The organism is Bacillus sp. FSL W8-0848 (assembly GCF_038007805.1).
Lineage (GTDB): Bacteria > Bacillota > Bacilli > Bacillales > Bacillaceae > Bacillus > Bacillus glycinifermentans.
The window spans coordinates 802,638-814,479 of record NZ_JBBOYB010000001.1 but is presented as its reverse complement, the minus strand read 5'-3'; the positions used below and the strand labels follow the sequence as shown (position 1 = coordinate 814,479).

9 protein-coding genes are annotated in these 11,842 nt (G+C 44.8%); 3 read left to right on the top strand and 6 right to left on the bottom strand.

All coding sequences use genetic code 11. The annotated features are described in order from the left end of the window. Positions 1-16: 16 nt before the first annotated feature. The 5 genes from NSQ39_RS04255 to NSQ39_RS04235 all read right to left on the bottom strand — a co-directional run bounded on the left by NSQ39_RS04255 (position 17) and on the right by NSQ39_RS04235 (position 5,986). On the bottom strand, positions 17-1,228 hold the full coding sequence (locus tag NSQ39_RS04255; protein WP_335498734.1) for a restriction endonuclease subunit S: 1,212 nt from the start codon (positions 1,226-1,228) through the stop codon (positions 17-19). Then, complete coding sequence (locus tag NSQ39_RS04250) at positions 1,218-2,810, bottom strand: type I restriction-modification system subunit M (RefSeq protein WP_341014289.1); 1,593 nt, start codon at positions 2,808-2,810, stop codon at positions 1,218-1,220. The genes NSQ39_RS04255 and NSQ39_RS04250 overlap by 11 nt, the downstream gene beginning before the upstream one ends. A gap of 21 nt (positions 2,811-2,831) precedes the next feature. Further along, a complete protein-coding gene (locus NSQ39_RS04245; protein ID WP_341014287.1) occupies positions 2,832-3,401 on the bottom strand; it encodes a restriction endonuclease subunit S in 570 nt (189 codons plus the stop codon). Positions 3,402-3,634: 233 nt separating this feature from the next. Then, complete coding sequence (rlmD, locus tag NSQ39_RS04240) at positions 3,635-5,023, bottom strand: 23S rRNA (uracil(1939)-C(5))-methyltransferase RlmD (protein ID WP_046130417.1); 1,389 nt, start codon at positions 5,021-5,023, stop codon at positions 3,635-3,637. Between the two features lie 51 nt (positions 5,024-5,074). Further along, the gene (locus tag NSQ39_RS04235; protein ID WP_046130418.1) at positions 5,075-5,986 is read right to left on the bottom strand and encodes a diacylglycerol kinase; all 912 of its coding nucleotides are present in this window, start codon (positions 5,984-5,986) and stop codon (positions 5,075-5,077) included. A 176-nt stretch (positions 5,987-6,162) separates the two neighbouring features. Between NSQ39_RS04235 and NSQ39_RS04230 the strand changes: the two genes are divergently transcribed. Next, positions 6,163-7,116, top strand: a complete 954-nt coding sequence (locus tag NSQ39_RS04230) for a nucleoside hydrolase (protein ID WP_175075885.1) — start codon at positions 6,163-6,165, stop codon at positions 7,114-7,116. A 13-nt stretch (positions 7,117-7,129) separates the two neighbouring features. Continuing rightward, entirely contained in the window at positions 7,130-7,669 is a 540-nt protein-coding gene (locus NSQ39_RS04225) for a GNAT family N-acetyltransferase (RefSeq protein ID WP_175075884.1), read from the top strand. 40 nt (positions 7,670-7,709) lie between these two features. Here NSQ39_RS04225 and NSQ39_RS04220 read toward each other — a convergent pair whose 3' ends face one another. Further along, positions 7,710-10,814: an efflux RND transporter permease subunit gene (locus tag NSQ39_RS04220; protein WP_175075883.1), complete on the bottom strand. Its 3,105-nt coding sequence runs from the start codon at positions 10,812-10,814 to the stop codon at positions 7,710-7,712. 146 nt (positions 10,815-10,960) lie between these two features. On the opposite strand from NSQ39_RS04220, the gene NSQ39_RS04215 reads away from it, so the two are divergent. Further along, positions 10,961-11,809, top strand: coding sequence for a TetR/AcrR family transcriptional regulator (locus tag NSQ39_RS04215; RefSeq protein ID WP_175075882.1), 849 nt, complete (start codon positions 10,961-10,963; stop codon positions 11,807-11,809). Positions 11,810-11,842: the final 33 nt, after the last annotated feature.

Sequence of the window (11,842 nt, the reverse complement as noted above, 5' to 3'; positions counted from 1 at the left end):
ACCCCCTCTTTATTCGTTAGACAAACATTTTTTGTAGGAATGCTTTTTTCGTTGCTTTTAAGGCTTCTAATTCGCTTTCATGGAGAACAATCGTGTCGTCTAGTTGTTTGAAGAAGTTGCCGATTTGAGTTTGTTCTTCTACACTTGGAAGGTTTATGAGAAAATTACTTAATGCTTCCTTTGTTATTGTTTTTATAGTTCCTCCTGGAGCCTTCTGCTTTTCCTTCTCAAACAATTGTTGAATAACGTATGCAAAATAATATTTGTTTATTGGTACCTTATAATTTTCAAAAATCAATAGTGTTCTATCAACATAAGAAGAGTATTGTGTAATAGCAACCCTACCAATACTCCCTTGTAAAGTAATTATCACCTTTCCTTCCTCAACAAACACACTTTTGGGTTGTGCTAATTTACTAATCTTTTGCTTTGTATTATCAACCAATTTAAGATTTTCACCGACATCCACAACTTGTACAAAAGGCATCCCATTTTCTTCATCGTACCATTCCTTCTTCCCATATGGTTGTGGAAAAGAACCTCTACGATAATTAGCTATCTCTTCCAACTTTCTCTGTTCCCAATCTCCAGTAAACCCTGGGAACCGAACCTCCGGGACAGACTCCCCTTCTCTTGGAAACATTTTTTGCAAGAACCCCTGTTTTGTTTGTTTGAGGGTGGTTAGTTCTTGCTGATGAAGAGCAATCGTGTCGTCTATCTTTTTAAAGAAAGTTCCTATATCAGTTTGTTCTTCCACCGAAGGCATTATTAAAGGCATATTAAAAAAAGTATCTGAATGAATTCTTTTAGCTTTTCGAGATCCATTAGCAATCGTTCCTTGATATAGATAAAATTGTTTTCTTGATACGTATTCAAGAAAGAAAAATGAGTTAAGATTTTCTGCGATATCAAATGCAGGTGAATCTAATGTTGATTCATAGCCATCTAGATTATCAGGAATAATTCCAAAAGCTTGATGGAGAAAATCTAACTTCCCATAAATAAATTGGCCTGCTTTGCGAATATAGTATTTGGTTTCTTCACTACCTTGGTAAATTTCTTCCTTTGGAACGACGCCTTTTCCCCAAAGTTTTACTGTCAATTTTTTAGCCTTAAGACCATTTGTCCCTGAAATTCTACTTTCAGTCAAAAATTCCCCAATCTTACGCTCCTCCCAATCTCCGCTATATCCAGGAAATCGAATTTCTGGTGTATTGTTATTTTCCACGATTAAACACCTCTAACGCACCCTTGATCCATTCAGCATTTTCTTCATCAAATTGTAGCGAAGAAATCATGTCATATAAGCTAGATTCTAGTTCTACTTTTTCTTTTCGAATATCTTTGATCTTTGAGCCAATCGCAGCCATATCAACAGGTTCTTCTTCCTCAAAGGTATCTACATATCGAGGAATGTTCAAATTGAAATCATTCTCTTTGATTTCCTCAAATGTAGCGACATGGGCATATTTCTCAACATCTTCTCGCTTCTTATACGTTTCGACAATCCTATCAATATGTTCTTTAGAAAGTTTATTTTGGTTTTTTCCTTTCACGAACTCCTTACTTGCATCAATAAATAACACATCACGAGTGCTACGATTTTTCTTCAAGATGATGACTGTTGTTGGAATCGAGGTTCCAAAGAATAAGTTTGCTGGCATGCCAATCACGGCATAAATACTACCATCTTCTAATAATTTCTTACGAATCACACCTTCTGCAGCTCCACGGAACAGGACCCCATGCGGTAAGACGATGGCCATTGTTCCCGAATCTTTCAAATGGTAGAACCCATGTAAAAGAAAAGCAAAATCCGCTTTTGATTTTGGCGCTAACTTTCCGTAACGATTGAAACGAGAATCATCTAAAAATGTAGCATCTGCAGACCATTTTGCAGAGTATGGAGGATTCATAAGAACGGCATCAAAGGTATAAGGCTCTTCTGTCGGCCAATCTTTGTTCAATGTATCCCCATTGCGTAACCGCATATCTTCCTTATTCACACCATGTAAGATCAAGTTCATTTTCGCTAGATTATAGGTTGTTGTATTTAGTTCTTGTCCATGATACTTTACACTTTCAGGATAGTTAATATAGTTTCGAATATTCAACATCAAGGAACCCGATCCCATGGTAGGGTCAAATACGCTAAACAATTTTTTGTCTTCTTGACCAATCGCGGCAATACGAGCCATCATGTCAGATACTTCATGAGGGGTGTAAAATTCCCCCGCTTTCTTACCAGCTTCTGAGGCGAATTGACTAATTAAGTACTCATAGGCATCCCCAATAACATCACCATTATGTTCTATCACATTGACATCATTTAGTTTCTTCAGTACTTCTGTAATAGTGATGTTCCGCTGCTGATCATCTGATCCCAGTTTTTTTGATTTCAAATCTACATCATCAAACAATCCATTAAATTGATCATACCTCGTAGACAAATCGATAAAGGCTTTATTCAAGTCATTCAGCTGAAACGTATTTTGTTTCGCTTGATTGGCTAATACACTGAATAAATGCTTTGGCTCAATATCATAACCTAATGTATCGACTAACGTTTCAATCAAGTCATTTTTCATCTCATCATCTGCTAATAACTTCTGGTACAAACGAGTTTGTTTTTCTTGTGTGTTGTATTCATCTGTTGATTCACCTGCTATTTCAACTACTTCCTTTAATAATTTATCAGATAAGTATTTGTAAAAGATCAATCCTAATAAGTAGTTTTTATATTCTGATGCATCCATTTTGCTTCGCAAGTTGTCTGCGGCGCTGTATAATTTCGAATATAATTCAGCCATGGTTGTGTTCCTCACTTTTTTCTATTGTTGGTCTAATTGTTTTAATATTTCTAAATAAAGCTGCTCTTCAAGTTCTGCTTGCTTTTTCGCCAAAGCTTGACGCTTTCTTAAACAGAAATAAGCTTTTCCAATTATCCTTTGTTTCTCAATACTTGGTAACTGGATTTCCAACTCTTTTAAAATCGCTGGAGTTAATTTTGGCACAGCACTTCCTTGCATCGAAATTGCCATTTGCCTTTTCATTGCATACGATTCATTCAACGCATAACATAAATAGCTACGATCCAATTCATCATGTTCGATCATGAGTTTCGCAAAATTTTGATTAATGATTTTCCCTCGGTTTAAGTCACTCACTATTCCAGCTTTGGAACTAACAAAGCTGAAAACAACGTCTCCGGCATTGCTCAAATAGCTTTCTTTATGATTTGAATGTCCAGCATCAAAACTAGCTTGTGAGTCTAGAAATGAGCCATCTAAATCATTCATTAAATCCTCATATGTATAAGCAACTAATGTATGATCATTTTTAACGTTGCCTCTAGAAAGGTTTCTTCCTATCTTAACCGTTACAATATCTTCAAGTTTCATATCCCACCCTCATCGATAGAGTATTTCTTTAAAATTACTCAATCTAATTACAATTTGAATCATATCACTCTAAAAATACCCCGTCAACAATTTATCGTGTAATTTTTACGAATTACAACAAAAAAGACCGGGATAAATCCAGGCCTTCAAAAAAAGTTATCAAAGAGCAACATCAAAAAGATTAAGTCTTTGAAGAAGAAAAGATGTCATCCGTAAAGTTTTAAACTATTAGTTTAATCAACTGTACCTTTCAAAACCAACTTCGCCACACACTCCACATGGCTCGTATGCGGAAACATATCAACAGGCTGCACTTCAAGCGTCGCATACCCGCCATCCTCAAGCACCCGCAAATCGCGCGCCAAGGTTCCCGGATTGCACGACACATACACCACCCGCTTCGGCTTCATTTCAATAATCGTCCGCAGCAAAGCCTCGTCGCAGCCTTTGCGCGGCGGGTCGACGACAAGCGTATCAGCCTTGATGCCTTCCTTATACCACTTCGGAATCACGACCTCAGCTTCGCCAACTTCAAACTCGGCGTTCTCAATGCCGTTCAACTCAGCATTCCGCTTCGCATCCTCAATCGCTTCCGGCACAATCTCGACGCCGTACACTTTTTTCGCCTGCTTCGCCAGAAACAGCGAAATCGTGCCGATGCCGCAGTAGGCGTCGATGACGGTTTCTTCGCCGTTCAGTTCGGCGTATTCGAGCGCTTTGTCGTAGAGCACTTTCGTCTGTTCGGGGTTAACCTGGTAGAACGATCTGGCGGAGATGGCGAATTTGATGCCGCCGATGGTATCGTAGATGTATTCTTCTCCCCAGATGACCGTTGTTTCGTCGCCGAAGATGACGTTTGTTTTTTTCGGGTTGATGTTTTGGACGATCGATTTGACGTGCGGGAATGAGGCGGTGATTTCCTTCATGATCGCGTTTTTGTGCGGGAAATCGTTTGTCTTCGTGATGAAGACGACCATCATTTCGCCTGTCGCGGCGCCGTATCTGACCATGATGTGTCTGAGCCAGCCTTTGTGGCGCTCTTCGTCGTACGCTTTGATCCCGTAGCGATTGCAGATTTCTTTGATCGCTTGAACGACGCGGTCGTTTTCCGACTGCTGGATGAGGCATTTGTTCATGTCGATGATCTCGTGGCTGCGCTGCTGGTAGAAGCCTGCGACGAGTCCGCCTTCCCGTTCGCCGACAGGGACCTGGGCTTTGTTTCGGTAGTTCCACGGGTCTTCCATGCCGAGGGTCGGGTGGACGGTAATGCGGCTTAAGTCGAGCTTGCCGATTCGCTCGAGCACGTCTTTGACCTGCTTCTGCTTGTAAAGCAATTGGCCTTCGTAATTGATGTGCTGCAGCTGGCAGCCGCCGCACTGTTTGTAGATCGGGCACGGCGCTTTGGTGCGGAAGCGGCTTTCTTCCTTTACATCGATCAGACGGCCGAAGGCGAAGCCTTTTTTGACGCGCGTCACTTTGATCTTCGCTTTTTCGTCGGGCAGGGCGTTCGGGACGAAAACCGGGAAGCCGTCGACCTTTGCGACTCCTGCGCCTTCGTGGGTCAGATCTTCAAATACGACGTCGTAATATTCGTTTTTTTGTACGGGGGCTGTTTGTTTCATTTCCTTCACCTTCTATAAGAAAAACTTGGCCGCGTCTGTATGAGACCAAGTTCAATCATCGAGTCTTTGTGCTTTTTCTTTTGACATGACGACGTTGATGTGGCGGTAGAGGTTTTCGAATTCTCCGGGCAGTTCGCCGCCGTATTCGCCGTCAAGGTTTAAGAGCATTTTGTCCTTCTGCTTCACTTTTACGCGGTTCGCTTTCGTATAAATGACGTGTTCGTTGTGGATGTGGTCGCCGCGGAGCGCGAGTCCGGCAAGCCGGATAAATTCGGCGAGGTTTGTCCGTTTTAAAATAATCAGGTCAAACATGCCGTCATTCAGGCTTGAGTCCGGGGCAAGCTTTTCGAAGCCGCCGACCGAATTGGTGAGCATCACCAAAAACAGCATCACTTCGCCGTGGAACAGCTTGCCGTCGTATTCGATTTCGACTTCTGTCGGCTTCAGCGACGGAAGCATTTCCATTCCTTTTAAATAATAAGCGAGCTGGCCGAGCATCGTTTTCAATTTGCTTGGTACGTCATACGTCAGTTCGGTCAGGCGTCCGCCTCCGGCGATATTGATGAAATACTGGCCGTTTACGCGCCCGATGTCGATCGGACGGGGTTCTCCTTCTAGTATTGTGTCAACGGCCTTTAAAATATCCTCTCTCGGTATGCCGAGAGCTCTTGCGAAATCATTTGTCGTCCCGACCGGTATGACCCCCAGGTTCGGACGGACTTCCAACGGCGCCAGGCCGTTGACGACTTCGTTCAGCGTCCCGTCGCCGCCTGCTGCAACAATTAAATCAAACTCTCTCTCTGCGGCGCTTCTGGCGGCCTGTACGGCGTCCCCTTCTCCCGTCGTTGCGTGGCATGATGTCTCGAAGCCCGCCTGTTCGAATTTTTGGAGAACTTGGGGAAGATTTTTTTTGAAAATTTCGCGTCCGGAAGTCGGGTTGTATATGATTCGTGCACGTTTCATGTTCATCATCCTATTAGAGTATCCGTATCATTTCTTTACCAACAACCTTTAATTATACTAGTTGTTGAAAAAATCGCAACTAAATGGATGCCAATCTTGGTAAATAAGAACGTGAAAAGACTTTGAAGGTCGATTGATGTAAAATAATAAATATTAAGAAAAAAGGGTGTGATCACGTGAAGAAGCTTGTTTATTTCAACCATGACGGAGGGGTCGACGATCTCGTCTCCTTATTTTTGCTATTGCAAATGGACGATATCGAATTGATCGGGACATCTGTCATACCCGGTGACTGCTATCTGGAGCCTGCGCTGAGCGCAAGCAGAAAAATCATCGACCGCTTCGGCCCGTACCGTGTCGAGACGGCGGCATCTGATTCAAGAGGGGTCAACCCTTTTCCGAAGGAGTGGCGCATGCACGCCTTTTATGTTGACGCCTTGCCGATTTTAAACGAAAAAGGGACGGTAGAGACTCCCATTTCCGACCTTCCCGCCCACCTTCATCTGATTGAGAAGGTAAACGGCAGCAAAGAACCGGTGACATTGCTGTTTACCGGACCGCTCACGGATTTGGCGCGCGCGCTTGAAAAAGATCCGTCGATCGAAAAGCGGATTCAAAAGCTCGTCTGGATGGGCGGCACCTTTCTTGAAAAAGGGAATGTCGAGGAGCCCGAGCACGACGGGACGGCGGAATGGAACGCGTTTTGGGACCCGTACAGCGTGAAGACGGTGTTTGCGAGCGGCATTGCGATCGATATGGTCGCGCTTGAAAGCACGAACCAGGTGCCTTTGACAAACGGCATCCGCGCCCATTGGGCAAGCCTGCGTAAACATATCGGCATTGATTTCATCGGCCAATGCTATGCGCTGTGCCCGCCGCTTGTACATACGGAGACGAACTCCACCTACTACCTGTGGGATGTGCTGACAACGCTGACGCTCGGCAGGAAGGACATGATCGGCTCAAAAACGGTCAATGCGATCGTTCACACGGAAAGCCCGCGTCAAGGAACGACAGAGGCACATCCAGACGGAAGGCCGGTCGAAGTCGTCGATCAGGTCGACAGGGAAGCGTTCTTTTCCTACTTTGAAGAGTTAATGAAAAAAGCCGACAACGTACCGGCAGTATAAGGAGGGCAGTGGCGTGAAAAAAGGAGAGTCGATTTATATCAGGCCGCTGACGGCGGATGATGCGGAAGCGTGCCTGAAGCTGCAGACGGACAACCGCGGGTTTTTCGAACGGTTTTCGATGGAACGCTCTGCTGATTTTTATACGCTTGAAGGGCAAAAAAAGCGGCTGCAAACGTTTTGGGAACAAATGCAGCAAGACGAAGACTATTATTTCGGGATTTTTCTTCAGTCAGATGATGCGCTGATCGGCACGGTCAACCTCTTTCAAGTGCTGCGCGGCTCTCTGCAAAGCGCGTTTATCGGCTATTTTCTCGATGAAAAGCATAACGGGAAAGGCTATACGACAGAAGCGGTCAAGCTGATGGTCGGCTATGCGTTCAATGATTTGAAACTGCACCGCATCGAAGCCGGCGTCATGCCCCATAATCCCGGATCGATCCGCGTGCTCGAAAAAGCGGGTTTTCACAAAGAAGGTCTTGCCAGAAAAAACGTCAAAATCAACGGAAAATGGGAGGATCATCAGCAATTGGCGATCATCAACCCCAATGATTAAAAAAAGCCTCAGCTGTCAAAAGCTGAGGCTTTCTTATATCCTACTCTTCTTCCATTCCCGGCTTTTTCCGGCGGAATTTGGCCAAAATTTCATATACGATCGGCACAATAACCAATGTCAGAAGGGTCGAACTGATCAGACCGCCGATAACGGTAACGCCGAGCCCTTTTGAAATGACCTGGCTGCCGCCTTCGAATCCGAGCGCCAGCGGAATCAAGGCGCCGATTGTCGCAATCGCCGTCATCAGGATCGGGCGGAGTCGTGTAGAGCCGGCTTCAAGGAGCGCTTCTCTCGTAGACAGTCCTTCCGCTTCTTTATGAATGACGCGGTCGATCAGGACGATGGCGTTTGTGACGACGATTCCGATCAGCATCAGCATGCCGATCATCGCGTTCAAGCTGATCGTTTCACCTGAGACGTAAAGCCCGATCAAGGCTCCGATGACTGTAAACGGCAGCGAGAACAGAATCGCAAACGGCGCCAATGCTCCGCCGAACGTAATTACGAGCACGAGATACACGATCGCAACAGCTGCAAGCATCGCGAGTCCGAGCTTCGTAAAGGAATCGGCGATATCTGCGGAAACGCCGCCTGTATCGATCGTAACGTTGTCAGGAAGGTCAAGCTTGTCAATTTTCTTCTGGACATCGCTTGATACCTTTGTAATGTTGTCTGTCTTGATTTCCCCTGTGACATCGGCATAGACTTTTCCGTCGCGTTTTGAAACGGTGTCAGATGTTGTGCCTTCTTTTACTTTTGCCACATCGCCGATTTTCACTTCCTGGCCTGTCGCCGATGTGAGTTTTTTGTTTTCTAAATCTTTGACGCTCTTATACTCGTCTTTTTCTGTTTTAATGTTGACATCAAGCTCTTTGCCGTCTTTTTTGACGGTTGTCAGTGGAGCCTGCGACGTTTCCGTCATTAAGGCCTGAGAAATTTGAGACGCCGTCAAACCGAGTTTGCTCAGCTTCTCCTGGTCAGCGACAAATGTATATTCGTCATATGTGCTGGACAGGCCTGACTTCACGTTTTTCAGATCTTTTTGATCTTTCATTATCTTTTCGATGTCTTTGACAGTGCCTTTAATATCTTTTTCAGAATCGCCGTACACATAGTACGTTAATTCGTTGTTATTGCCCGAAGAGTTGAAATTCTGCGTTTTCCATTCTCCGCGTTTGGATTTTTTCTGGATTTCTTTCAGCACGTTGTCTTTTTCTTTGTCAAAATCAGGCGTATCGTCTTCATATTTAATATAGAAGAGCGCGCCGTTTGAATTCCCTTGGGCGAGCGGGCTGCTTGAGCCTAAGGAGTATTGAACCGTATCGACGTGCTTGCGGTCCAATAAGAGCTTTTCGGCTTTTGCGGCTTCGTCTTCCGCCTCTTTTTTCGTTTCGCCCGGTTCAGGCGTGTATGTGATCTGAATCGTTTTTTCTTCTTCAGACGGCAGGTAGCTTGCGCCGATCAGCGGAACGAGGAACAAGCTTCCGAGCAGCATCAGAATCGCGATGATCGATGTAATCCATTTATGGCTGAGCGCCCAGTTTAAGATTTTTTTATAGGCGTTTGCCAGTCTTCCAGGCTTATGTTCTTTCCCTTTTACAGGTGCTCCCGTCAGCGATTTTTTGAACAGGCTGTGCGCGAGCATCGGCACGAGCGTGATCGAAATCAGGAGTGATGCGGCAAGCGCAAATACGATCGCCAGGGCGAACGGGATGAACAATTCGCCGATCTGGCCGCCTACCAGTGCGAGCGGCAGGAATACCGCAATCGTTACGATCGTTGATGACATGATCGGTTTGAACATTTCTTTCGTCGCTTCGCGGACCAATGCTTTTCCGCGGAGCGGTTCGTCTTTCAGCCTCATGCGGCGGTAGATGTTCTCGATGACGACGATCGAGTCGTCGACAACCCGGCCGATCGCGACCGTCATGGCGCCGAGCGTCATGATATTCAGCGTGATATCAAGCTGATTTAAGACTAGCAGCGCGATAAGCAGAGACAACGGAATGGAAACGATCGAAATTAATGTTGATTTAATATCTCTTAAGAATAAGAGAATGATCACAACCGCAAAGAGCGCTCCGAAAATCGCTTTGTCCAGCATCGTTTCGACCGACTGGGTGATCGGTTCAGCCATGTCTAACGTAGCGCTGTACTGGAAGCCTTTGTGGTCTTCTTTGAATTGCTTCAGTTCTTTTTTGACGTTGTCGGCAACTTCTACCGTATTTGCATCATTTGCTTTGACGATATTGATGCCGATGCTGTCTTTTCCGTTCGTGCGCGAAATCGATTCGGCTTTTTTCACGTCTTTAATGCTGGCAATCTCAGAAAGCTTGACAGTCGGCACTTCTGTACTTGCGCTTTGCCGGACCTGTGCTGCTGCACTGCTTGCACTTGAAGCAGATGCAACCGGAATTCTCATATTCTTCAAATCTTTGATTGTTTCGATATCGCCGCTGACGACGACGGATTTTTCTTTATTGCCGAATGTGTACAATCCAAGCGGAGTTGTCACATTTGACCCTTGAATCACTTGCTTGACTGTGTCTTTGTCAAGGCCGTATTTTTTCATTTTGTCTTCTTTAAAAGAAAATTCGACTTCTTCAACCTGCTGTCCGGATACTTGAACAGAGGCTACGCCTTCAATGCCTTCAAGCTTAGGAACGAGGCTGTTTTCCACGTTTTTCGTAAGCTCTTGAAGGTTGCTTTTGTCGCTTGATACGCTGAGCGTCAGGATCGGGAAGGAGTTCATGCTGTAGCGCGAAATTTCCGGATCTTTCACGTCATCGGGAAGATTGACGTTTTCCAGCGCTTCAGCCGCTTCTGTTTTCGCCTTGTCCATATCTTTATCATAATCGTATTCGATCATCACCGATGATGCGTTTTCGTAAGATGTGGACGTCACAACGTGCACGCCGTCAAGGTTTTGCACCGCTTGTTCAATCGGCTTTGTGACATCATCAGCCACTTGGCTCGGGGCAGCCCCCGGATATGTCGTATTAATCGAAAGGTATGGCATGTTTACGTCAGGAATGGATTCCTGCTTCATATTCAAACCCGCATAAAGGCCGGCAACCGTAACAATAATCGTCATCAGCCACACAGCGAACTTGTTCTTCAGCACAAAATTGATGATAGAATTCATTACGACCTCCATTTTAAAAAATATTTTCTGAATACTGATTGACTGACTGGTCATTCTATACAATAATAAACGTCAAAAGTAAATAGCGTCAACTTATATATGTTAAAATTAAATCAATTTTAATGTTGTTCAAAAGGAGTACTTTCATGACTGAAAAAGAAGAAAAAATCATTAAAGCCGGCCTTCGCCTGTTCGCGAAAAACGGGTTTGCCTCTACGACCATTCAGGAGATTTCCAATGAATGCGGCATTTCAAAAGGAGCTTTTTATCTGCATTTTAAATCGAAGGACGCGCTTCTTCTCGCAATCATTAAGTATTATATCGATAGAATGACAGAAAATATGAAGAAGATACGGCAAAAAAATGCTCCTCCGAAGGATATTTTCAAGGAGCAGATTGCTTATCAGTTTGAAGAAAGCAAAGAGCATCGAGACTTCATCCTCGTGATGATCAGCGAGCACAGCATCCCGGAAAACAGCAAAATCGAGGAATATTTTAAAAATGTCAGCGGAAAATTTCATGAAGCATATCAGGAGGCGCTGCTGGCGGCCTACGGCGACGCCGCAAAGCCTTTCCTCGATGACTTGACGGTCATGGTGCAGGGAATCGTGCACTCTTATCAAAATTTATTTATCTTCAACGAGCTCGACATTGACTTTGATGAGCTTGCCGGTTTTATTATCAGAAGGGTCGACGAGATGATCGGCGGCATGACGCAAAGCGGCGAACGGCCGATTCTTGCAGAAAAAACGTATCTGCTGTACCATGACGGCCAGCAAAAAGTTGATAAAAACGGGATTCTTGAGGAGATCGCAGCATACAGGAATCAAGCGGATCTGGCCGAAGACATCCACATCACGCTTGATGTGCTGGAAGAGGAGCTGAAACTGGAGGCTCCGCGGAAGCCCGTAATTCAAGGAATGCTGACGAACCTGGAACAGGAGGAAAGCGTGCGTCATCTCTTTCAGATGATTTCCCGTTTTCTTGATCGCTAAAAAAGAAACCAGATTCCCATAAAAATAGGAATC

What these genes read in the sequence shown, in the direction of transcription:
- NSQ39_RS04250 (WP_341014289.1), bottom strand. Translation starts at nt 2,810, where the DNA reads ATGGCTGAATTATATTCGAAATTATACAGCGCCGCAGACAACTTGCGA.
- NSQ39_RS04245 (WP_341014287.1), bottom strand. Translation starts at nt 3,401, where the DNA reads ATGAAACTTGAAGATATTGTAACGGTTAAGATAGGAAGAAACCTTTCT.
- rlmD (WP_046130417.1), bottom strand. Translation starts at nt 5,023, where the DNA reads ATGAAACAAACAGCCCCCGTACAAAAAAACGAATATTACGACGTCGTA.
- NSQ39_RS04235 (WP_046130418.1), bottom strand. Translation starts at nt 5,986, where the DNA reads ATGAAACGTGCACGAATCATATACAACCCGACTTCCGGACGCGAAATT.
- NSQ39_RS04220 (WP_175075883.1), bottom strand. Translation starts at nt 10,814, where the DNA reads ATGAATTCTATCATCAATTTTGTGCTGAAGAACAAGTTCGCTGTGTGG.
- NSQ39_RS04215 (WP_175075882.1), top strand. Translation starts at nt 10,961, where the DNA reads ATGACTGAAAAAGAAGAAAAAATCATTAAAGCCGGCCTTCGCCTGTTC.